Here is a 22,488-nt window from a genome sequence, read left to right on the forward strand (position 1 = left end):
AATGGCCACCAAAGCGATCAGCGATTCGAGCTTCCACGACGACGTCATTGCCGCCGACCGGCCGGTGCTGGTCGATTTCTGGGCGGAATGGTGCGGCCCCTGCAAGATGATCGGCCCGTCGCTCGAGGAGATTTCGGAAGAACTGGGCGAGAAGGTGACGATCGCCAAGATCAACATCGACGACAATCCCGACGCCCCGGCGCGTTACGGCGTGCGCGGCATCCCGACGATGATCCTGTTCAAGAATGGCGAGCCCGCCGCCACCAAGGTCGGCGCGGCGCCCAAGAGCGCGCTCAAGGGCTGGCTGGAAGGCGAACTGCTTTCCGGCGGCGATCGCCAGGCATCGTGACGAACCGTCCCGCATCGCGGGAATGATATCGTCTCGCGATGATTGAATCGTCGTCCGCCCTGCTTGCCGGCGCCGTGCCTAAGGCATTGCGCCGGCAGGATGTGTCGCTTCGTCTGGAAACGGCGGACGATCTGCCGTTCCTGCGGCGTCTCTACGGCGATCATCGCGCCGAGGAACTGGCGCGGGCCAATTGGCCGATCGAAGCGCGCGAGCGTTTTCTCGACAGCCAGTTCGATCATCAACGGACCCATTTCACCACGCAGTTTCCGGACTGCGACTATATGATCGTGCTGCGCGGCCGATCCGCGGCTTCGGCCCGGCCGGTCGGCAGGCTCTATCTCGATCGCGCCGCCACCGTCTGGCATCTTGTCGATATTTCGCTCGATCCCGCGATCCGGGGCAAAGGGATCGGCGCGGCGCTGATCGCCTGGATCAAGGCATCCGCGCCCGCCATCGAGCTCCATGTGGCGCGCGACAATCCGCGCGCGGAGGCGCTGTATCGGCGGCTGGGTTTCGTCGAGCATATGTCGACATCGGCGACGCACAAGCGCATGGGGTGGCGGCCACCGACGGGCGCCTGATTGGGGCAGGCACGCCCGGGCTTGGCAAGGTCCGGGTGAGCGCGCACTGTGGCCGATGGGCGAATCGCGGAAGATGGGGGATGCCGCTTGTTGCTTCGTAAATTCAGGGCGTTGACGGCGTGGATGGCGGCGGCCTGCTGCCTGTGGTCGGGCCAGGCCTTCGCGCAGGATTCGCTGGCCGATCCCGCCGGATCGGGCGTGCTCGTCGCCGCGGTCAACTGGCTGCAGGGCACCTTGCTCGGCACCGTCGCGACCGTCGTCGCCGTGATCGCGGTCGCCTCGGTCGGTTTCCTGATGCTCACCGGGCGGATCAACTGGCGTTATGGCGCGACGGTGATCCTCGGCTGTTTCATCCTGTTCGGCGCGGCGAGCATCGTCGCGGGCATCCAGTCCACCGCCAGCCTGGCCAATTGATCCATGAACGGCCTGGATCACGATCCGGTATTCGTGGCCCTCACCCGGCCCCAGATGTTCGCGGGCGTCACCTATAGCTATTTCGTGCTCAACGCGGTGCTCGCCACCGAAATGCTGCTGATCTTCCGTTCGCTCTGGGCGCTCGCCCTGGCGCTGGTCGTGCATCTTGTCGGCGTTCTGCTTTGCCTGCGCGAACCGCGTTTCCTCGATCTCTGGCTCGTGCGGGTCAGGAACTGCCCGCGCGTGCGCAACCATGCGATCTGGCGATGCAACTCCTACCGGCCCTGACGCGGGACCGGCGGGCCATCGCCAACGAAAAGCCGGCGGGGCATCATCTGCCCTATGCCCGGCATGTCGACGATCATACGATCGAGACGCGCGACGGCCTGTTGATGCAGGTGATCCACCTGCGCGGTCTGTTGTTCGAGACCGCCGACACCGAAGAGATCAACTATCGCAAGATGCTGCGCGACGCGATGCTGCAGGCGATCGGATCGTCGCGCTTCGCCGTCTATCATCATGTCGTCCGTCGCCGCGCGGACGTGGCGCTCGCGGCGGGCTATCCCGACGATTTCTCGGCCGCGCTGGATAGCGCATGGCGCAAGCGGCTCGCCGACAAGCGGCTTTACGTCAACGATCTGTTCCTGACGCTCGTCCGCCGGCCGTTGCAGGGGCGGATCGGCATGGCGGACCGGCTGCGCGAATGGATGGGGCGCGCGGCATCCGACGGCGATGCCGCGATCGGCCATGAACTGCGCCAGCTCGACAGCGCTCGCGACAATCTGCTGGCGCAGCTCGGAAGCTATGCGCCACGGCTGCTGGGCGTCTACGAAACCGCGCAAGGGCCGTGTTCCGAACCGCTCGAGTTCCTGTCGTCGCTCTACAATGCGGAAATGCGCCCGGTGCTGCTGCCGATGCAGGATGCCGGCGCCTATCTGCCCTATCGCCGGATCAGTTTCGGGCAGGACATGATCGAACTGGGCGCGGCGGGCGCCACGCCACGCGCTTTCGTCAGCCTGGTGTCGATCAAGGATTATCCGGGTCAGACCGCGCCGGGCATGCTCGATGCGCTGTTGCGCCTGCCGTTCGAGATCACGGTTTCGCAGTCCTTCGGCTTCGTCGATCGTCAGGCCGCGCTCGGGCGGATGAACCTGGCGCTCAGGCGGATGCGATCGGCGGAGGACGAGGCCTTGAGCCTGCGCGCCGAATTGTCGACCGCCAAGGACGAGGTCGCTGCCGGCCGCGCCGGTTTCGGCGAACATCACATGACGGTCGCGGTGCATGGCGACACGCCCGAACAGGTCGATGCCGGCGTTGCCGAGACCCTGGCCTCGCTCGCCGATCTCGGCATCATCGCGGTGCGGGAGGATATCGCGCTCGAACCCGCTTTCTGGGCGCAGTTCCCGGGCAATTTCAAATATATCGCGCGGCGCGGCCTGATCTCGACGGGCAATTTCGCGGGGTTCGCGAGCAGCCATAATTTCCCGATCGGCCGGGCTGACGCCAATCATTGGGGAGAAGCGGTCAGCCTGCTGGAGACGACCGCCGCCGGCCCCTATTTCTTCAATTTCCATCAGGGAGATCTCGGCAATTTCACCGTCATCGGTCCATCTGGATCGGGCAAGACGGTCGCGCTCAATTTCCTGCTCGCCCAGGCGCGCAAATTCCGGCCGCGCATCATCTTCTTCGACAAGGATCGCGGCGCGGAGCTGTTCATCCGCGCGATCGGCGGGCGCTACGATCTGTTGCGGCCGGGCACCAGCGCCGGGCTCAACCCGCTCCGACTCGACGACGATCCCGTCAATCGCCAGTTCCTGATCGACTGGCTCGCGCAACTGGCGGGCGGTGCCGATGTCGACGAGATGGCGAGTATCAAGGACGCGGTCGACGCCAATTTCGCGCAGCCGCCCGGGCATCGGCGGCTGTGCCATCTGGCCGAACTGTTCCGTGGCGGGCATCGCCCCCATGCCAATGATCTCTGGTCGCGCCTGCGGCCCTGGTGGGGCGATGGCGAGCGCGCCTGGCTGTTCGACAATCCGGAGGATCTGACCGACCTGTCGGCGGAGGCCGTCGGTTTCGACATGACCGCGATCCTCGACGATCCGGCGGTGCGCACCCCGGCGATGATGTATCTGTTCCACCGGGTCGAGGAACGGCTGGACGGCAGCGCCGCGATCATCGTGGTCGACGAAGGGTGGAAGGCGCTCGACGACGACGTGTTCGTGCGGCGGATCAAGGATTGGGAAAAGACGATCCGCAAGCGCAACGGCATTGTCGGTTTTGCGACGCAGAGCGCGCAGGATGCGCTGGAAAGCCGGATCGCCAGTGCGATCATCGAACAGGCAGCCACCCAGATCTTCATGGCCAATCCCAAGGCGCGCGTGGAGGATTATGTCGGTGGCTTCGGCCTGACCGCGCATGAGCATGAGATCGGGCGCACCTTGCCCGACGATGCGCATTGCTTCCTGATCAAGCATGGCGCGGATAGTGTCGTCGCGCGGCTCAACCTGGCAGGCGAACGCGATCTGCTGACCATCTTGTCAGGCCGCGAGCGCACCGTGCGCCTGCTCGACGAGATCCGCGCCGAAAGCGGCGACGATCCGGCGGACTGGATTCCGCGCCTGCTGGAGCGCGTGTGATGGCGGTCTGCCCCGCGATTTCCGACGCCGGTTTTCTGAGCAGCCTGCTTGCGCATCTCGATTGCCAGGCGCTGGCGATCGGCGCGGGCGGCTATCAGGCGCTGAGCGCCCCGGGATCCGGGGTGGCGATGATGCTGACGGGCGCGCTGACAATCTTCGTCGCGCTCTTCGGCTATCGCATGTTGCTGGGGGAGGGGCCGGGCGTTCGCGAAGCGGTGATGGCGGCGGTCAAGATCGGCATCGTCCTGTTGCTCGCGACAAGCTGGCCCGCCTTTCGCACCCTGGCCTATAATGTCGCGCTCAAGGGGCCGGCGGAGCTGGCCGCGACGATCGGTGGCCCGGCGGAATTGCCGGGGGCGGGCGGCGGCCTTGTCCTGTATCTTCAGGGCGTCGACAACCAGATGGCGGAACTCGCGAAGCTGGGCACCGGCAAACCGGTCGATGCCGATGTGATGGCCGGCCCCACCGAAACCCTCACCCCGCAGCAGCAGCAGCAGGAAATGCAGCGCCTCAACCAGTTGCAGCAGCGCCCGCGCTGGGATCCGGCGCGCGATGCCAAGCTGCTCGGCCAGGCGCGCACCGTCTATCTGACCGCGACGGTCGCGGCCTTCGCCTCGGTGCGGCTGATCGCCGGGCTGATGCTGGCGCTGGGGCCGCTTTTCGCACTGTTCCTGCTGTTCGGCGGCACGCGCGGCGTGTTCGAGGGATGGGTACGTGCGCTTGGCGGCGCGGCACTGGGCGCGGTGGCAACCGCGATCGTGCTGGGCGTGCAGGTGGCGCTTGTCGCACCCTGGCTGGCGGGTGTGCTCGCCTTGCGCCGGGACGGCATCGCCACGCCGGGCGTCTCGACCGAGTTGCTCGCGCTTTCGCTCGTCTTCGCGCTTGCCCTGCTCGCGGTGCTCGCGCAACCGATGGCGGCGGTCTGTTTGTCGAGATCCCGGTGACGATCCTGGTGAACGACACGCCGGTTGCCAACGGCAATGCGATCGCGGTGAACGAGGATGCGACGACGGCGAACCTGGCGGCGACGCTGCTGGGCAACGACACCGACGCCAATGGTGATGTGCTGACGATCATCAGCGTCAACACCAGCGGTACGCTGGGCAGCGTGATCTTCGATGCGGCGACGCAGACGCTGAAATATGTCGCCTCGTCGCCGGTGTTCGATGCGCTGAGCCCGGGCAGCACCGCGACCGACACGTTCACCTATACGGTGACCGACGATGGCGGGCTCACCAGCACGGCGACGGTCACCATGACGATCACGACGCTGGCCGACGGCAAGCAGGTGGTGGGCGGCGGCCGCACCGGCGGTATCCTCACCGGCACGGCGGACGAGGACACGCTCTACGGCTTCTCGGGCGCGCAGAGCCTCAACGGCATGGGCGGGGACGATACGCTGATCGGCGGCGCGGGCAACGACACGCTGACCGGCGGCGCCGGCAAGGACGTGTTCGTCATCGGCTTCCAGGACGGCCATGATGTCATCACCGACTATACCCCCGGCCAGGACGTGATCCGCCTCGCCGCCGGCATGGACATCCTCGGCACCGTCGCCGCCGATACCAACAACGATCAGATCGTCGATCTCCGCATCAACCTCGAACAGGGCGGATCGGTGACGTTGCTCGGTATCTCGGACCTCAACCAGATCACCTTCGCATAAGATGATCCGGCAACCCCTCCCGCAAGACGGGAGGGGCACTGTCGAACTGTGGCCTTACGATGCCATCCCCGTGCACGCGGGGATGGCACGTGTGTGTTGGGGCGGGCGCCCCAATTCGCTTCAATCCATGCATCCCTTCAACGATGCCAGCAGCGTGCGCCACCATTCGGCGTGCCGTTGATCGAACAGCATCGCCGGCATGCCGTGCTTGGCGACATGTGCCTGCGGTACGCTGTCCCAGCCGCGATGTTCGACCGTCACGCGCGTCTCGTCGCCGACCGGTTCGAAACGAATCTCCACCTCGGTCCGATGATCGGGGCCGAAACCGGCCTGGCGCCAGCCAAAGGCGAGCCGGTGCCCCGCATCCCATATCGTCACGTCGCCGACCGTGAAGACCTTGCCGTCGGGCAGGCGCTCGACGAAGCGGCCGGGCATGCCGTCGGCCGGCGGTTCGAACGCCACCGTGCCGGGGCTGCGCGGTGTGAAGCGGAACAATGGGTTGTCCTGCCACCAGAGGCCGACTTCTTCAGTGAAGATGCGGAAGGCGCGCTCGGGCGGCCCCGGCACGCGCATCGCCACCAGGATGCGCGAGGTCATGCCGCGTCACCCCGCGCCAGCATATGCTTGCGGAACGCGCTGAGCTGATCCGCCCACATCTCCTCGGTTTCGCGCAGCCATTCGGTGAGTTCCGTCATGGGGGCGGGGGTCAGGCGATAGACCCGCACCCGCGCGTCGAAGCCGTCGTGCCGTTCTTCCACCAGTCCCGAGGCGCGCAGCGTGCGGAGATGCCGGCTCATCGCGGGCGGGCTGAGTCCCGCCGCTTCGGCCAGTTCGCCTGCGCGCCTCGGCCGTTCGCGCAGCAGTTCGACGACCTGGCGGCGGTGCGGATCCGCCAGCGCCGCCAATGTCCGGTCCAGCCGCGCCGTCGCGTTCACGGCCAGATCTTGGTCTTCAGGCCGGTATCCCGGTCCCAATCCTCGGGTTCGACCTGTTTCACCGTCTGGCCGAAGGTCCAGATATGCCCTTCCGGATCGCGCGCGCGATAGGTGCGGTCGCCATAGAACTGGGTTTCGGGTTCCATCAGGATCTCGGCGCCGGCCTTGCGCGCATGTTCGCAATGCGCATCGATATCGGTCGACATCTGGACATGGACGGTCTGGGTGTTCTTGCCGCCCAGATTGGCGGGACTGCGATGATCGTCGCTCCACTCGTTGCCGACCATGATCCAGCCGTCGCCGAAGATCATCTCCGAATGCGCCAGATTGCCGTCGGCATCGGTGATGAGCATCGCGGGTTCGAATCCGAAGGCGGACTGAAGCCATTCGAACGCGGCCATCGCATCCTTGTAGACCACCGCGGAGACCAATGCGGGGCGTTTCGACATATCGGCCATTTCGATTCTCCTCTCCGTTAATATTTAACGCATATGTGAACTATATCGTCAAGGATGTTCGATGCGCGAGGAAGAGATTGGTAATTCGGTCAGCCGAAAAGGATTTTGGCGCTTTCGTCCCACAGACGCGGCGATGCCGCGCCGAGCAGGCCCTTGCGGCCGTCGCCGACGATATAGGGCGATCCGTCAGGCCTGGCGATGCGGCCGCCGGCCTCGGACAGGAACAGCACCCCAGGGGCATGATCCCAGGGCAGGGTGCGTTCGAACAGCGCGATATCGTTCTGGCCGAGCACGAGGCGGGGATATTGCTCGGCCGCGCAGCGTGGGATGTCGACCAGCGTCAACCGGCCGCGTGCGCGTTCGATGATGTCGGCGCGGCGTTCCGGCGTCATGAAATAGACGGCGAGCGCGGCGACGGGCAGGGCGGATCCGCTTTCGCGCGCCGAGACACGCTCTCCGTCAAGAAATGCGCCGGCGCCCACGACGGCATGGCAGATGCGGCCATCGATCGGATCGAGGATCCAGCCGGCCTGGATCGCGCCGTCCGCGACCAGTGCCACCATCATGCCGAAGGGCGGGTGGCCCGCCGCGAAATTGCCGGTCCCGTCGATCGGATCGATGATCCAGTTGAGACCGAGGCCCGCGCGATCGAGGATCGCGGGATCGGCGGCGGCAGACTCCTCCCCGATCATGCCCGCTTCCGGCAGGATCCGGGAAAGTCCCTCGATCAGCCGCAGCTCGCTTTCCTTGTCGGCGATGGTGACGAAATCGTCGGCCGCCTTTTCGCTGATCTCGTCTTCGGCGAGATTCTGATAGCGCGGCAGGACGACATCGGCCGCGACCTGCTCCATCAGTTCGGCGACGGGGCGGTAGAGGCTGTGCATCGCGATAGGCTCCTGCGTGCGGGAAATTCTCAGGTGAGTGGAATCATGACCTGGCTGGCATAGCCCGGTCGCGCCTGAAGCGCCGAATACCATCTCCGGACATTGGGCATGTCCGGGCGCGCGATGTCGAGCGTCATCCAGCTATGCACGTAAACGCCCATCGGAATGTCGCCCAGGCCGAAGGCATCGCCGGAGAGCCAGGGATGATCGTCGAGCGCGCGTTCGATCAGCGCCATCATCTCGGCGCTTCGTTCAGCCGACCGCGTCACCGCTGCCGGATCCCGCGCTTCGGGCGGATAGCGCACCAGATTGAGGAAAGCGTCGCGCTGCGCATCGGCATAGCTGAACTGCCAGTCCATCCATTTGTCCGCGCGTGCACGCAATGCGGGGTCTTCCGGCCAGAATGTCTCCGGCGCGTAGCGTGCGGCGAGATAGCGGAGGATCGCGTTCGATTCCCACAGCACGAGATCGCCGTCCTCGATGGTCGGGATCAGCGCGTTGGGATTGAGCGCCAGATAGGCCGCGTCCATCCCGAACGCGCCGCCGACATCATGGCGGACGTGCGCGATGCCGATCTCCTGCGCGAACCAGGCGACCTTCTTCACATTGTGCGAATTGAGCCGGCCCCAGATCGTCAGCATCGGATCAGCTCCGGTAATCGGCGTTGATCGAGATATAGCCATGGGTGAGGTCACAGGTCCAAACCGTCGCACGGCCGTCGCCAAGCCCCAGATCGACGCCGATCTCGATCTCCTTGCCCTTCAGATGGGCGGCGACGGGGGCTTCGTCATAGCCCTCCACCGCCAGGCCGCCGGTCGCGACCTGGGTCGCGCCGAAGCGGATCGAGAGCTTGTCGCGCTCGGCGGGCTCGCCGGCCTTGCCGACCGCCATCACGACGCGGCCCCAATTGGCGTCCTCGCCCGCGATCGCGGTCTTCACCAGCGGCGAATTGGCGATGCTGAGCGCGATGCGGTGGGCGCTGTCGTCGGATTCGGCGCCGGTCACGGTGATCTCGATGAATTTCGACGCACCTTCGCCGTCGCGCACCACGAGATGGGCGAGCTGGCGGCACATGTCGGTGAGCGCGGCCTGGACGGCGTCGGCGCCGGCATCGTCGAACGATGCGATCGGGGCATTGCCCGCCTTGCCGGTGGCGAAGGCGAGCACGGTGTCGCTCGTCGAGGTGTCGCTGTCGACAGTGATCGCCGAGAAGGTGGCGCGATTGGCAGCGCTCAGCATCGCCTGCAGCAGGCCGGGCTCGATCGCGGCGTCGGTGAAGATGAAGCCGAGCATCGTCGCCATGTCGGGCGCGATCATGCCCGATCCCTTGACGATGCCGACGAAGCTGACGGTGCGATCGCCGATCACCGCGCGCGTCACCGCCGCCTTTTCGAAGGTGTCGGTGGTCATGATCGTGGCGGCGGCGTCTTTCCAGCCGCAGGCTTGAGCGGTGAAGGCTGCGTCGAGCCCGGCTTCCGCCTTGTCGATGGGCAGGGGAACACCGATCACACCGGTCGAAGCGACGAAGACGTCGGAAGGCTGGCAGCCGAGATGCGCGGCGGCGCGCGCGGCGATCGCCTCGACCGCGGCGCGGCCGCGATTGCCGGTGAAGGCGTTGGAATTGCCGGCATTGACGACCAGCGCGCGGGCGATGCCCAGCGGCAGCGCGGCGCGGCACCATTCGACCTCGGGCGAAGGGCATTTGCTGCGCGTCAGCACGCCCGCCGCCGTCGTGCCCGGATCGAGCGTGACGAAGGTCAGGTCGCAGCGGTCCCACGCCTTGTAGCGCGCGCGCGCTACGCGCAGCGTGACGCCGGCAATGGCGGGCAGATCGGGAAAGCCTTCGGGCGCGAGCGGGGAGCGGGCTGGCTGGGTCATGACCGCCGCTATAGCCCCGCTTCGGCGCGGATCAATGCGGTGTTCAGGTGAAGCCCTTAGACAGGGACGGGTTTATATGAGCTTTTGATTAGACGAACGGCCCGACAGCACCTATGTCGTGGCGGTTCGAACCTGGGACGTGCATTTGCAACTGCTGCTCTTCCTCTCCGCATTGCTCACCTGCTTCACCGGTATCATCTCCGGCGAGCGGGTGGCGGAGCGTGCACAGGTGCAGAGCGCGGCGGCCGGCGCCGCAGTCGATGCGCTCGCCGAAATCGTGGCGCCCGCGCCGCGCGCCGCACCTGATCCGGGTCCGTCCATCGCCGCCATTCCCGCCGCCTTGCCGCTCGCGCCTGTTCAGGCCGGGGCGCGCCGCGCGGTCCTTCTGGTGAGCGGCAGCCGGCTGGAATAGCCGTGGCCGGCCTGCCTTGCGGGCTGCAACCTTATCCTCGCGTGCGCGCCACGCGGCCGAAGCCGGCATCGCCGGCATCCAGACCCCCGATTCAATACAGGATTTCATCATGCTCGGTGGCATCGCCAAGGCCATTTTCGGATCGTCGAACGATCGTTACGTCAAATCGCTCGACAAGATCGTCGCGCGCATCGCCGGTTTCGAACCCTCGATCTCCGCGCTCTCCGACGAGGCGCTTTCCGCCCAGACCGCGGCGTTCCGCGCGCGGCTGGATGCGGGCGAGACGCTCGACGACCTTCTGCCTGAAGCCTTCGCCACGGTGCGTGAGGCCGCGAAGCGCGTGCTCGGCCAGCGGCATTACGACGTGCAGATGGTCGGCGGCATCGTGCTCCATCGCGGCGAGATCGCCGAGATGCGGACGGGCGAGGGCAAGACGCTGGTCGCGACGCTCGCCACCTATCTGAACGCGCTGCCGGGCACCGGCGTCCATGTCGTCACCGTCAACGACTATCTCGCCCGCCGCGACGCCGAATGGATGGGTCAGGTCTATCGTTTCCTGGGGCTCACCGTGGGCGTGATCGTGCCCAATATCGGCGACCAGGCGCGCCGCGACGCCTATGCGGCGGACATCACCTATGGCACGAACAACGAGTTCGGCTTCGACTATCTGCGCGACAATATGAAATATGAGCGCAGCCAGATGGTGCAGCGCCCCTTCGCGCATGCGATCGTCGACGAGGTCGACTCGATCCTGATCGACGAGGCCCGCACGCCGCTGATCATCTCCGGCCCGACCGACGACAAGTCCGAACTCTACATGCGCGTCGACGCCGTGGTGAAGCAGCTCGTCGCCGAGGACTATGAAGTCGACGAGAAGCAGCGCTCGATCATCCTGACCGAGGACGGCACCGAGAAGGTGGAGCGGATGCTCGAAGCCGCCGGGCTGCTCGAAGGCGACAATCTCTACGATTACGAGAACACCCAGGTCGTCCATCACCTGAACCAGGCGCTGCGCGCCAATGTGATCTTCAAGCGCGATACCGATTATATCGTGAAGGAAGGCAAGGTGATCATCATCGACGAGTTCACCGGCCGCATGATGGACGGGCGGCGCTGGTCCGACGGCCTGCACCAGGCGGTGGAGGCCAAGGAAGGCGTCAATATCGAGCCCGAGAACCAGACGCTCGCCTCGATCACCTTCCAGAACTATTTCCGCATGTATCCCAAGCTTTCGGGCATGACCGGCACCGCCGCGACCGAAGCGGCCGAATTCTTCGACATCTACAAGATGAACGTCGTCACCATCCCGACTAACGTGCCCGTCCAGCGCGTCGACGAGGAGGACGAGTTCTACAAGAGCCTGGAAGAGAAGTTCGCGGCGATCGCCAAGCGGATCCGGATGCAGGCGGAGAACGGCCAGCCCGTGCTCGTCGGCACCGTCTCGATCGAGAAGTCGGAATTGCTCTCGGACTTCCTGAACAAGGAAAAGGTGGAGCACAGCGTGCTCAATGCGCGCTACCATGAAAGCGAGGCGCATATCGTTTCGCAGGCGGGGCGCCTGGGCGCCGTCACCATCGCCACCAACATGGCCGGCCGCGGTACCGACATCCAGCTGGGCGGCAATCTGGAATTCCGCGTCGAGGACGAATTGGCCGAGATGCCGGAAGGGCCGGATCGCGATGCGGCGATCGAGCGGATCAAGGGGGAGATCGCGGCGGAGAAGCAGCAGGTGCTCGCTGCCGGCGGCCTGTTCGTGCTCGGCACCGAGCGGCATGAGAGCCGGCGTATCGACAATCAGCTGCGTGGCCGTTCGGGCCGTCAGGGCGATCCCGGCCTCAGCCGCTTCTATCTGTCGCTCGACGACGATCTGCTGCGGATCTTCGGGCCGAACACGATGTTCGCCAAGATGATGCGCAGCAATCTGCAGGAAGGCGAGGCGATCGGATCCAAATGGCTGTCCAAGGCCATCGAGACCGCACAGAAGAAGGTCGAGGCGCGCAACTACGATATCCGCAAGCAGGTCGTCGAATATGACGACGTGATGAACGACCAGCGCAAGGTGATCTACGAGCAGCGTTCGGACATCATGGATGCGGATACGGTGGACGATGTCGTCGCCGACATGCGCGCAGAAACCGTGAACGGCATCGTCGCCGATGTCTGCCCGCCCGATACCTATCCCGAGCAATGGGATATCGCGCAGCTCAAGGATCGCGCGCTTTCCGTGCTTGGCCTCCAGCCCGATTTCGATGCCTGGATGACCGAGGAAGCGATCGATCCCGAGCTGATCGAACAGCGGCTGCAGGCGCTGGCCGACGAGGCGATCGCCCTGAAGGCGGCGGAGATCGATCCGGAAAGCTGGGCGCAGGTGCAGAAGAGCATCCTGCTCCAGAGCCTGGATCATCACTGGAAGGAGCATCTGGCGACGCTCGACGCGCTGCGGCAGGTGATCCACCTGCGCGCCTATGCGCAGAAGACGCCGATCAACGAATATAAGCAGGAAGCCTTCGCGCTGTTCGAACGCATGCTCTCGGCGATCCGCGAGGATGTGACCCGCGTGCTCGCCAATGCGCAGTTCATGCCGCAGGAAGCGCCGCCGCTGCCCCAGATGCCCGATTTCATCACCACGCATCTCGACCCGCTGACCGGCGAGGACAACAGCGCGGACATCGACGGCGGCAATCTGGGCCTGATCACCACGCGCCTGCCCCCGCTGCAGATCGCGCAGCCCGAGATGGTCGAGGATCTGGGCGACGACCCCGCGGAATGGGGAGACAAGGTCAGCCGCAATGCGCCGTGCCCCTGCGGTTCGGGGCGCAAGTACAAGCACTGCCACGGAGCGCTCTAAGGACCGGTTTGGAAGCGCGCCTGGTGCGGCTCCGGAAGACGTGCCTTACTCGTATTTCTCAAGCGGACTCCAGGGGCAGGGCCCTGATTCCATGAGCGAACCCCGTCGGTTGACCGGCGGGGTTCGTTGAATTGGACAATTGCCAAGCAGGTTATCGTCCCGTCATATGATGCCCGGCCATATGGCGTGGAAGGGGCGGGGAATGATGCGATCGATTATCGGTGGCCTGGCGCTGCTTGCCTTGCCCGGAGCGCTCGCCGCCGAGCCCGGTCCGGTCGTTCTCGAGGATTTCCATCGTCTGGCCGATGTCGCGGCGCCGGCCTTTTCGCCCGATGGCAACCGGATCGTCTATAGCGTGACATTGGCCGACGCGAAGCAGGACGCAACGAAAAGCGATCTCTGGACGGTGGCGTGGAAAGGTGGAGCGCCCGTCCGAATTACCGATACAGCGGAAGCGAGCGAAACCCGGCCGCGCTATAGCGCGGATGGTGCCTGGATCGTCTTCCTGAGCGATGCGGGCCCGAAAAAGCCTGCCGCCGATGCCGACCCCGACGACAGGAAGGACGCGGCGGACGAGGATACGCAGCTATGGCGGATGCCGGCGGAAGGCGGGGCCGCGCGGAAGATCACGGCGTTGCCGGGCGGTATCAGCGATTATGCGCTGTCTCCCGACGGCAGGCGAGCGGTGGTGGTGGCGGAGGTCGGCCGTGCCGTCGGCAGCACCGCCAAGACCCCGCCGCCGATCGAGACCGAGCGCTTCTTCTTCAAGCAGGATGGACGAGGATATCTCGACGACCGCACGACGCAGCTCTTCATCATCGACCTGAAGACCGGCACGGCGCGCCAGCTTACCAGCGGTGCCCGCGATCACTGGCATCCGGCCTGGTCGCCCGACGGGCGCCTGATCGCCTATGTCGGCAAGGACCAGGACGATGCGGACAGGACGCTGAACACCGAGGTCTTCGTCGTTCCGCCGGAGGGTGGCGAACCGCGCCGGATCAGCGTTTCTGCCGGGGCGGACAGCGATCCGGACTGGGGTTCCGGCCCGGCCTGGTCGCCCGACTCCCGCAGGCTCGTCTGGCTGGAGGGCGGGGAGGACAAATGGATCTATTATGCGCCGCACCAATTGGCTGTCGCCGATGTCGCGACCGGCGCGATCACGCGGCCGGCGCGGATCGATCGCTGGTTCTACCAGCCGCGCTGGACGCCCGACGGCAGGCTGATCGCGCTGATCGAGCAGGATCGCGACACCTGGCTTGCCCGGATCGATCCTAAAAGCGGCGCGATCGCCTATCTCACGCGGGGCAAGCGCTTCGGCTATGACTATGCGGTGGCGCCGAACGGCCATATCGCCGTGCTCGATGCCGATGACCGGATGCCGGCCGAACTTCATGCGATCGGCGATGGGCGCGCGCTGACGCATCACAATGGCTGGCTTGCGGATCGCGCATTGGGCGATGTGCGCGATATCGCGTTCAAGAGCGACGATGCCGAGATCCACGGATTTCTGACGCTCCCGCCCGATTACGATCCCGCGAAACGCTATCCGCTGATCGCCGATCTTCATGGCGGGCCGGTCTATCAGCACAGCCACGAGTTCGATCTGGATGCGCGGCTCTATGCGGCGGCGGGCTATGTGGTGCTCAAGGTCAATCCGCGCGGTTCGTCGGGGCGGGGCTTCGATTTCGCGCGCGCCATCTATGCCGACTGGGGCAATCTGGATGTGCGCGACATCAGTGCGGGCATCAGCCATGCGATCTCGCTCGGGATTGCCGATCCCGCGCGCATCGGTGTCGGCGGCTGGAGCTATGGCGGCATCCTGACCGACTATATGATCGCCAGCGACACGCGGATCCGCGCGGCGATCTCGGGCGCGGGCGTCGCCAATGCGCTGAGCCTGTTCGGCGTCGATATGTATGCGCGCGAATATATGCTCGAGCTGGGCGCGCCGTGGGAACGGTTCGAGACCTGGCGCAAGCTCGCCTATCCCTTCCTTCAGGCCGGGCGGATTTCGGCGCCCACCCTGTTCCAATGCGCCGACGCCGACGACAATGTGCCGTGCGTGGGGGCGGAGCAGATGTACCAGGCGCTCAAGACGCGCGGCGTGCCGACGAAGCTGATCGTCTATCCCGGGGAAAATCACGGGCTGAGCGTGCCGAGCTATCTGATCCACCGGATGCGCATCAACATCGCCTGGTACGATCGCTGGCTGCAGGGAACCCCGCGCGCGGAATGATCGGGCGCAGCCGGGTTGCGGACGCGCCGCGCGATCATCTCTTCAACAGGTCGAGCGCCGCCACCGTCATCGCTTTCGCGCCGCGCGTCACCGACGGCTTTGCCTCGATATGGAAGAAGGGGGAATGGTGGGCGACCAGCGGCTTGCCGCCGTTCCTCGCCGCATCGAATTCGGCCCGGGGGGTGCCGCCGACCCAGAAGAACACGCCGGGCACGCCCAGGTCCTTCTGGATGAAGTAGGAGAAATCCTCTCCGCCCATGCTCTCGCGCGGCTGATCGTGCATCACGGCGTCGCCGAACGCGGTGATGAATGCGCCGCGTACCCGGCCGGTCAGCGCGGGATCGTTGATCGTCACCGGCGTGGATTCGAAGCCGACCCTGACTTCCGGCAACCTGTCTTCCGGCATGCCGTTCATCCGGCCGACATTCAAAGCGATCCGCTTGATGCCGTCGATCAGGGTCTTGCGGGTGTCTTCGTCATCCGATCGCACGGTCAGTTGCAACTGCGCCCTGTCCGGGATGATATTGTGCTTGTTGCCCGCCTGGAACGATCCGACGGTGACCACGCCCGGCTTCATCGGGGCGATGCTGCGGCTGACCAAGGTCTGCAACGCCATCACGATTTCCGATCCCATCACGATCGGATCCTTGCCCATTTGCGGTGATGCGCCATGCGCGCCGATACCGGGGATCAGGATGTCGATGCTGTCGACAGACGACATGGCGGTTCCCGGCTGCAAACCGATGGTGCCCGCCGGAAAATCGGACGATACGTGAAAGCCGATCGCGAAATCGGGTTTGGGAAAGCGGGTGTAGAGCCCATCCTCCAGCATCGCTTTCGCGCCCGTTATGCGTTCCTCAGCCGGTTGGACGACGAAGACGATCGTGCCTTTCCACTGGCTCTTGAGCCGGGCGAGCTGGCGGGCGGCGCCGATCAGTGCGGTGATGTGCACGTCATGACCGCAGGCCTGCATCACCGGCTTGGTGATGCCGTCGCGATCCACCTGGGTCGCGGTGGACTGGTAGGGGAGGCCGCTATCCTCCTTGAGCGGCAGCCCGTCCATGTCTGCGCGCATCATCAGCACGGGGCCGGGGCCGTTGCGCAGCACACCGACGACGCCGGTGCCGGCGACCTTCTCCGTCACCTCGATCCCCCCGATCGTGCGCAGTTCCTTCGCCATGATCGCGGCGGTGCGGGTTTCCAGGAAGGAGAGCTCTGGATTCTTGTGGAAATCGACGAACAGCGCTTCGAGATGTGCGGCATAATCCGCGTCCACCGCCTTATCGACGTCGGATTTGCCCCAGGCCGGCGCGGCGATCAGGCTGGTGGCGAGCAGTACGGTCAGCAGGCGCATGTCATGAACTCCCCAAGGTCGATCGCGGTCGATCGGCCGGGAGAGCAGCGCGACGCGATACGGCCCGGAACTGCCCGGAGCGGATTCGGCGCCGGCAGCTCGACTGGCCGCCATGTCGTGAACCCTATCTCGATTGGGCGGCATGCCGCGGCAAACGAGTAATTTTCGGCCAGAGCGTTAGCCGATCTCGGGCTCGGCGATGTTCAGGAACGATGGCTGGATTGTGAGCGTATCGCACCCTTCCTCGCGGAAGCAGGTCATGTCGATGCTTTGGTGGCCGTCGTCACAACGGCATCTTCGGATGTCCGGAATCCGAAAGAAAAATGGCTCGCCGGGACCGACGAAACCCAGAACTACGAGTTGCCGATTGCCGTCGAATCTTCGCCACAGCTTCCGAAACGACGGAAACGTGACCGCGATCGTGAAGAGCGCATTCGACTGGCCGGTGGCTCGAAGCCCTCATTGCGAGAAAAGGCATACGCTTTTGCCCGTGAAAGGGCCACCGTGAGAACCTACGATTTCACCGCCATCGGTATCCCAAGACACTACCTTGCCTGGATGTGCGAAGAGGGCCTGCTGGTGAAGGTCGGCTATGGAGTCTATCGTGCCGCGGATCGCGAGGCTGCGTGATCTGGCTCGACCTACAGGTCGATGTCTCGCAGAGGTCCGCAATCGCGTGTCAGGTCGAGATCCGCTCCAATCAGCGGCGATCGCAGAAGAGCGGCGACGATGCCGCCTTTGCCATCGAGAGCTTCGCTGATCTTGGTTCTGATGCGATCGGCCTCAGAGCCTCCTTTCGCGAGCTTTTTCGCCAGGGACCGAATCAGGTCGCGGTCGCTCTCCAGTCCTACGACCTCGTATTGGACGATCTCGGTGTGTGATGTCGTGTTCGCGGCTGATCTCTCTTCACATACTCACGATCGACACCGGCCAGGCTAGGCCGTCGTTTGGTCGTTACGGTTAACGCCCGCGGGTAGGAGGCTGGCTCCAAACCCGCGGGCCAACCGGACTATGCCTTTTCGGACATATCCTCCAGTTGCTTGAGCGGGCCTTCCAGCATTGCGCGCCATTTGGCGGGATAGACGATGTCAGGTCCGGACTCAGAGGTCGAGTATCGCAGTCCCTTGTCGGCCCATGCCTGCAGATCGGAAAGCGCGTAGACGACCCTCCCGCCAATCTTGCGATAGACCGGACCGGTTCCATAGGTGCGATGCTTTTCGAGCGTTCGAGCCGAAGGCGCCAGGAAGCGCGCGGCCTCCTTGGTGACAAGGAAGCGCGGCGGAATTGTAGGTAGATGACTCACTTGTATTTCCTCATTTCCTCCCGTCGCAGATGACGGGCACGGAGAGGCGTCAACCAAGCAACCTTGAGCGCGATAGACTGGAGTGCCTGCCACCTGCCTGCCACGGTTGGCCATATCGACTTTTGGGCGCGGCATGATCTTATTATGTTGCTATTTGGAGCAGATAGCGGCGGGTCAGCACCTTTGCTCGGCCCGATTGACTATCTGTTGCGCGACGCTCTGCAATTCCTATACCGGCTTGATGAGTGCGAGCCACGATCAGCAGGCAATCCTTCGGTACTTGCATCGACGGTTGGCTGGCGGTGACACACGATACTGCACCATACCGACGATCAAGAAAAATACCGGCCTCGAGGCCTCGAATCAGTACGTTCTCGCGCTCACAGATGACCTCGAGACCGCAGGGTTGATCATCACGCGCCAAGCATATCAAATATCTGGAGGAAGACTGTTTCAGATTACTGCCGCTGGTTTAGACGCAGTAGAAAAAGACGCTATCCCTGTTAAGGTAGATAGCGCAGCTTGGACCGGCCGCTTTCATCTCACCGAACATCAAAAGGCTGAGATATCTCGAATTCTAAAGGAGATGAGGCAGGTCATCGCGACCGCTCGGCTTTCAAACGCTCGGACGGCCAATGCCATGGCGCTTATCGAAGCTGCGGAGAAGTTGATCGAAACGCCCGATCCCTTGTGGCCCGAAATCATGCGCCTATTGCGTTCCCCTACGCTCGCTGGGGTGACGGGCATCGCTGGATTGGTGATGGGAATTGTACAGATTCTGATGGCTGTCGCGAGCTCATAACAGTTGTATCTATGACATATACTGTCTGCCGTACTCCCCAAAGTTCTCCTGTCACAATTGGAGCCCAGGGTTATCAGGGTGTCTATCTGGGCAGGTGAAGACTAAGTATGACGCGATACACAGAAGCGGCAGCCATTAGCTCATAGCTTCGACAGCTAGCGCGGTGTCGGTCACGATCGGCCGCGCTGGCAGCCATGTTCGGACCACCAGCTCATCGGTCTGCACTCGATGCTTGGAGTTCGCCGCAAGCACGCTCGCGCGCCTGACGACTTCCATGCAACCCACGCCGTCATAAATCTCGCGGATGGAAGCATGATTGGCGTTCGTCACGAGAACCGATGCGCCTCGCGCGGCCGCCTCGACCACTGCATCGCGCAAGCGGACCTGGTCCGCCCACGAGAAGATCCTGTCGTTGTACTTCACGAAGCCGTTGAGGTTGTGTTTGACGGTGTACGGCGGGTCTACGAACACGAAATCGCCATCCCCGGCGAGAGCCAGCGTCTGTTCAAAATCCCGGTTTTCCAGCTCTGCACCGCGCAGGATCCTGCCACTGGCTGCGAAATTATCGCTGTCCAGCACTACCGCTGTTTTCGTTCCGATCGGTACGTTGAACTCATTCTTGCGATTGACCCGATAGAGGCCGTTCCAGCAAGTGCGGTTTAGGTAGAGGAACCATGCCGCTCGCATGACAGGGTCGTCCGGCTTATCGGCCCGCACCCTGTAATAGTGATCCTCGCTGTGGTCGGTATGATGGGCCGCCAGCATCTCAGCGATCGCCATCGGCGCATCGCGCACCGCGCGGTAGCAGTTGATCAGATCGTCGTTGAGGTCGGAGAGGATCGCCTGCTTCGGTCGCAGCGCGAAGAACATGGCGCCGCTGCCAAGGAACGGCTCGATGTAGCGTTCGAACGTCTCGGGGACCAGGTGCATGCACCGGTCAGCAAACCAGCGCTTTCCGCCCGCCCATTTTAGGAAGGGCAGCAGAATCTCCGCCGTCTCGGGGTGTATCCTGCTCATGCTGGGCACAACCCCCATAGGCTCACGCGCTCATGGCTGGCAAGCATGTTCAGACTTCCAGGCAGCTCGGCGGACATCGCGTGGAAGGAATCCAGCGCCTCAGGCGATGATGCTTCCATGTCCGCCACATCGCGCAACGACTCCTCTACGTCTGCCCAAAGGTCGGTGAGCGCCGCAGGTGCCGCACCGGGCCGCCATAATCCGCGCGCTTCGCCGAGCTTCTGCCACCAGAAGCCAAGCAGATTTGCGTCGAAGCCGGCGCGATTGAGCAGCAGGTGGGCGGCACCGGTTGCGATGCGCAGGAGAAGGACGGCTCGCGCCATCACGGCGAACGCGTCGCTTTGCGGGTTGCCGGGCTTGATTGCTGAACAGCGGAAAATCTGAGGATCGGTCGGCGCGGACTGACGGAGCAGAAAGCTCTTCAGCCGCTGCTCTGTTGCGGTCGCCAGACTCTGCGCCTCCACGATGCCGTTGACCAGGGCGACATAGGTTGCGTCAGCGGCGCTGGCCTGGCGGTTCGTGACGCTGAAATGATGGCGCTCGACCGCCAGGCGCAAAATGTGCCGGTCGATCTGCTCGAAGCTCGATGCCGAGCTAGGCTCGAGCGCGCTCCACATGTCGCGCACAAACTCGAGCCCGTCCTTCGAGCCAACCTCCCATGTCGTCGGGACGCCATCCGGTCGATAGCTAGATTCGTTGCGGGCTTCGCGGTCCTTCGAGGCGAGCCCCAGGTCCATGCCCCACTGCATGAACCAGGCTTTGGCTTGCGGCGCGAGCGAGCTCGCGCCGCCTTGGGGGTGGAACCATTCATCGAGGGTCAGACCCTCGGGTCGGACGAGCGATGAAAAGAGCGCGCCCGAAGCTGGGCGCCGAGACCATTCCTCAAGCGCCAGCCACGCCATGATGTGGGTGCCGTTCTGCGCTCGCAGCTTCGAGGTGCTGTTAGTACCAGAGATGACATAATGCTGCTTGTCGAACACCCCGACACCAGCGCTCGCGAGCAACGACATCGCCGCGCGCAATTCCGCATAATAAGCGAGATGCAGCGCACGGTGGGTGTCGCCAGCGAGGATGCAGGCTATCGCGCGACCGAGATAGCTCCATCCATCATTGGCATGGAGTGCCACACTCGCAGCAATATATTGGGCGAGGTGGCGCTTTCGCTCGGGCGTGCCTGGAACGCCGGCTTTGAGGCGGCGAACGACATCCTTGCCGTAGTGATTGGTGCTGCCAATCCATTTCGATCGCTCGAGAAACGGCTTCAACCCCGCGACCGTGAGTTCGACATTGGCGCGATTAAGCCCTCTGATCGTAAGCTTATCCTGCTGGAGTAGCTTGGGCTTTCTCATGGACGGCCGAGCAACCGCTTCGCCGTAGCGGCAACATCACCCTGACCAGCCGCCAAATGCTCCAGCAACTGCAGGCGCAGTTCTTTGTACCCGCCGCTGCCGCGGAACACCAATTTCGCGCGCCGCGTCGCTTCTTCTAGACCCGGTGCAGCACTCGTCCGCCAGTCGAACGTGGTCATTGCCTGACCGATCTCATGCAGAAAGGCGGTGAAGTCCTGCTTCTCCAGCGATTTCAGCTCGCGCTCGACGGCGCCGACAGGATTGGCCGTTGAGCGCTCATCCGGCAGCCAGGTGTTAAGCTTCAGCACGGCAGCGCGCTGATAGCTCAATTCATTGAGGACCTGGAGAAAGCCGCGGACGCCTTGGTCAGTGACGATAAGCGAGTGCGGCGAATAGAAAGCGAGGTCATCCTCTGCTTTGATGTCTTCAGGCCGTGGGGCCTTCTCCTCGCCGATCTTCGGTGGCGACCGAAGATCGCGCGCCCAATCCTCCTCACACGTGGCCACGGCGGTGCGGAACTCGCGCCAAGCGAAGATCAGAAACGCGGCCTGCTGGGCACGGCTCCAACCGAGGACCTCGCCCTCATTCTTCGAGCGACCACCGAACAAGCCACCACTGGTGCCGGCCCGGCGGTCCCATGACCGCACGAAGGTCGATGTGAGCGTCTTGATCCAGGAGCTTTGCGTGACCCAGCGGTTCTGCCGCTCGCCCAGCATGTTGATACGATCATACCATGGGCTATCGGGAAACGACCACAGGATCTCGGTCAGCTCCTGCGCACGTGTCTCGCGATAGACGATGTGACCCTCAGCTCGCTCGAGCCAGTCCTCGCTGCGCAGGAGGGGGTAGAGATCGAACGCCAAGCTCGGATTGATCCGCTTGGGCTTGATGTTGATCGTCCAGAACAAATAGGCTTGCCAGCTGATATCGAGGCCAACGAACGCCACCACCGGCAGCTCGAAATTCTCGAGGTTCGCCGCGCCATCAAACGCCCACAGCCGATGCTGGCCGTCGATGATCTCGAACGGCGGCAGCTTGGCAGGGGACCAATTGGGGCTCCATTTTTCATAGGGGAGTTGGAGACGCGGGCCTGTGTCGCTGTCGATCATTGCTGCCAAATCGCCTTCGGCGACCTCGCTGCCATTGCGCTTGTCGGCCTTGGTGAGGACGTTCAGCACCACAGCCGTCGGCAGCCATCCGGGCTTGCGCAGATCATGGAACTCAGCGCTGTCGCGCTTAGGCCGTGAACTCATAAATTGAAAAGACTGGGTTGGTCGCCGTCATCGAGTGGACAGGCGTGCGCTTCGTGCGCAAAGTGAAGACATGAAAAAGCTGGCTGCAATCTATGAACGGAAGGGGAAGC

Annotated in this window: 24 protein-coding genes; 13 read left to right on the forward strand and 11 right to left on the reverse strand. The window is 64.1% G+C overall.

Annotated elements, in window-relative coordinates:
- The first annotated feature begins 1 nt into the window (after position 1).
- From trxA to K7G82_RS12730, 7 genes are all read left to right on the forward strand, one after another.
- The gene (gene trxA / locus K7G82_RS12700) at positions 2-349 is read left to right on the forward strand and encodes a thioredoxin (RefSeq protein ID WP_222990176.1); all 348 of its coding nucleotides are present in this window, start codon (positions 2-4) and stop codon (positions 347-349) included.
- A gap of 38 nt (positions 350-387) precedes the next feature.
- A complete protein-coding gene (locus K7G82_RS12705; RefSeq protein WP_222990177.1) occupies positions 388-930 on the forward strand; it encodes a GNAT family N-acetyltransferase in 543 nt (180 codons plus the stop codon).
- A gap of 90 nt (positions 931-1,020) precedes the next feature.
- Positions 1,021-1,344 carry a TrbC/VirB2 family protein gene (locus tag K7G82_RS12710; RefSeq protein ID WP_222990297.1) on the forward strand — a complete coding sequence of 108 codons (324 nt, stop codon included), beginning with the start codon at positions 1,021-1,023 and terminating at the stop codon, positions 1,342-1,344.
- A 3-nt stretch (positions 1,345-1,347) separates the two neighbouring features.
- On the forward strand, positions 1,348-1,632 hold the full coding sequence (locus tag K7G82_RS12715) for a VirB3 family type IV secretion system protein (protein ID WP_222990178.1): 285 nt from the start codon (positions 1,348-1,350) through the stop codon (positions 1,630-1,632).
- The gene (locus K7G82_RS12720) at positions 1,611-3,983 is read left to right on the forward strand and encodes a VirB4 family type IV secretion/conjugal transfer ATPase (RefSeq protein ID WP_222990179.1); all 2,373 of its coding nucleotides are present in this window, start codon (positions 1,611-1,613) and stop codon (positions 3,981-3,983) included. The genes K7G82_RS12715 and K7G82_RS12720 overlap by 22 nt, the downstream gene beginning before the upstream one ends.
- Entirely contained in the window at positions 3,983-4,927 is a 945-nt protein-coding gene (locus tag K7G82_RS12725; protein ID WP_222990180.1) for a type IV secretion system protein, read from the forward strand. Before K7G82_RS12720 ends, K7G82_RS12725 begins: the two co-directional genes overlap by 1 nt.
- The gene (locus K7G82_RS12730; RefSeq protein WP_222990181.1) at positions 4,924-5,649 is read left to right on the forward strand and encodes a calcium-binding protein; all 726 of its coding nucleotides are present in this window, start codon (positions 4,924-4,926) and stop codon (positions 5,647-5,649) included. Before K7G82_RS12725 ends, K7G82_RS12730 begins: the two co-directional genes overlap by 4 nt.
- Positions 5,650-5,769: 120 nt before the next feature.
- On the opposite strand, the gene K7G82_RS12735 is transcribed toward K7G82_RS12730, so the two are convergent.
- From K7G82_RS12735 to argJ, 6 genes are all read right to left on the reverse strand, one after another.
- Positions 5,770-6,246 carry an SRPBCC domain-containing protein gene (locus K7G82_RS12735; RefSeq protein ID WP_222990182.1) on the reverse strand — a complete coding sequence of 159 codons (477 nt, stop codon included), beginning with the start codon at positions 6,244-6,246 and terminating at the stop codon, positions 5,770-5,772.
- Positions 6,243-6,584, reverse strand: a complete 342-nt coding sequence (locus tag K7G82_RS12740) for an ArsR/SmtB family transcription factor (protein WP_343228570.1) — start codon at positions 6,582-6,584, stop codon at positions 6,243-6,245. The genes K7G82_RS12735 and K7G82_RS12740 overlap by 4 nt, the downstream gene beginning before the upstream one ends.
- A complete protein-coding gene (locus K7G82_RS12745; RefSeq protein WP_222990183.1) occupies positions 6,581-7,042 on the reverse strand; it encodes a VOC family protein in 462 nt (153 codons plus the stop codon). Before K7G82_RS12745 ends, K7G82_RS12740 begins: the two co-directional genes overlap by 4 nt.
- Before the next feature lie 89 nt (positions 7,043-7,131).
- Positions 7,132-7,926, reverse strand: coding sequence for an inositol monophosphatase family protein (locus tag K7G82_RS12750; protein WP_222990184.1), 795 nt, complete (start codon positions 7,924-7,926; stop codon positions 7,132-7,134).
- A 29-nt stretch (positions 7,927-7,955) separates the two neighbouring features.
- On the reverse strand, positions 7,956-8,567 hold the full coding sequence (locus K7G82_RS12755) for a glutathione S-transferase family protein (protein ID WP_222990185.1): 612 nt from the start codon (positions 8,565-8,567) through the stop codon (positions 7,956-7,958).
- 4 nt (positions 8,568-8,571) lie between these two features.
- Entirely contained in the window at positions 8,572-9,804 is a 1,233-nt protein-coding gene (gene argJ / locus K7G82_RS12760) for a bifunctional glutamate N-acetyltransferase/amino-acid acetyltransferase ArgJ (protein ID WP_222990186.1), read from the reverse strand.
- A gap of 118 nt (positions 9,805-9,922) precedes the next feature.
- On the opposite strand from argJ, the gene K7G82_RS12765 reads away from it, so the two are divergent.
- From K7G82_RS12765 to K7G82_RS12775, 3 genes are all read left to right on the forward strand, one after another.
- On the forward strand, positions 9,923-10,216 hold the full coding sequence (locus K7G82_RS12765) for a hypothetical protein (protein ID WP_222990187.1): 294 nt from the start codon (positions 9,923-9,925) through the stop codon (positions 10,214-10,216).
- Positions 10,217-10,325: 109 nt separating this feature from the next.
- The gene (gene secA, locus K7G82_RS12770; RefSeq protein ID WP_222990188.1) at positions 10,326-13,064 is read left to right on the forward strand and encodes a preprotein translocase subunit SecA; all 2,739 of its coding nucleotides are present in this window, start codon (positions 10,326-10,328) and stop codon (positions 13,062-13,064) included.
- Between the two features lie 202 nt (positions 13,065-13,266).
- Complete coding sequence (locus K7G82_RS12775; protein ID WP_222990189.1) at positions 13,267-15,300, forward strand: S9 family peptidase; 2,034 nt, start codon at positions 13,267-13,269, stop codon at positions 15,298-15,300.
- A 34-nt stretch (positions 15,301-15,334) separates the two neighbouring features.
- Here the strand turns inward: K7G82_RS12775 and K7G82_RS12780 are convergent, their stop codons facing one another.
- On the reverse strand, positions 15,335-16,654 hold the full coding sequence (locus K7G82_RS12780; RefSeq protein ID WP_222990190.1) for an amidohydrolase: 1,320 nt from the start codon (positions 16,652-16,654) through the stop codon (positions 15,335-15,337).
- Between the two features lie 273 nt (positions 16,655-16,927).
- Between K7G82_RS12780 and K7G82_RS12785 the strand changes: the two genes are divergently transcribed.
- Positions 16,928-17,284: a type IV toxin-antitoxin system AbiEi family antitoxin domain-containing protein gene (locus K7G82_RS12785; RefSeq protein ID WP_246623432.1), complete on the forward strand. Its 357-nt coding sequence runs from the start codon at positions 16,928-16,930 to the stop codon at positions 17,282-17,284.
- Positions 17,281-17,535 carry a hypothetical protein gene (locus tag K7G82_RS12790; protein WP_222990191.1) on the forward strand — a complete coding sequence of 85 codons (255 nt, stop codon included), beginning with the start codon at positions 17,281-17,283 and terminating at the stop codon, positions 17,533-17,535. Before K7G82_RS12785 ends, K7G82_RS12790 begins: the two co-directional genes overlap by 4 nt.
- 128 nt (positions 17,536-17,663) lie before the next feature.
- Here K7G82_RS12790 and K7G82_RS12795 read toward each other — a convergent pair whose 3' ends face one another.
- On the reverse strand, positions 17,664-17,957 hold the full coding sequence (locus K7G82_RS12795) for a helix-turn-helix transcriptional regulator (protein WP_222990192.1): 294 nt from the start codon (positions 17,955-17,957) through the stop codon (positions 17,664-17,666).
- A gap of 292 nt (positions 17,958-18,249) precedes the next feature.
- Here K7G82_RS12795 and K7G82_RS12800 point away from each other — a divergent pair, with 292 nt between their 5' ends.
- Complete coding sequence (locus K7G82_RS12800; RefSeq protein WP_222990193.1) at positions 18,250-18,759, forward strand: hypothetical protein; 510 nt, start codon at positions 18,250-18,252, stop codon at positions 18,757-18,759.
- 135 nt (positions 18,760-18,894) lie between these two features.
- On the opposite strand, the gene K7G82_RS12805 is transcribed toward K7G82_RS12800, so the two are convergent.
- From K7G82_RS12805 to K7G82_RS12815, 3 genes are read right to left on the reverse strand one after another with little or no spacing between them, the layout of a single operon-like run.
- Positions 18,895-19,776: a DNA adenine methylase gene (locus K7G82_RS12805; RefSeq protein WP_246623433.1), complete on the reverse strand. Its 882-nt coding sequence runs from the start codon at positions 19,774-19,776 to the stop codon at positions 18,895-18,897.
- Entirely contained in the window at positions 19,773-21,125 is a 1,353-nt protein-coding gene (locus K7G82_RS12810) for a hypothetical protein (protein WP_222990194.1), read from the reverse strand. Before K7G82_RS12810 ends, K7G82_RS12805 begins: the two co-directional genes overlap by 4 nt.
- Complete coding sequence (locus K7G82_RS12815; protein WP_222990195.1) at positions 21,122-22,306, reverse strand: DGQHR domain-containing protein; 1,185 nt, start codon at positions 22,304-22,306, stop codon at positions 21,122-21,124. The genes K7G82_RS12810 and K7G82_RS12815 overlap by 4 nt, the downstream gene beginning before the upstream one ends.
- Positions 22,307-22,488: the final 182 nt, after the last annotated feature.

The sequence above is a fragment of the Sphingomonas colocasiae genome (genome assembly GCF_019880585.1).
In the GTDB taxonomy this organism is placed as follows: domain Bacteria; phylum Pseudomonadota; class Alphaproteobacteria; order Sphingomonadales; family Sphingomonadaceae; genus Sphingobium_A; species Sphingobium_A colocasiae.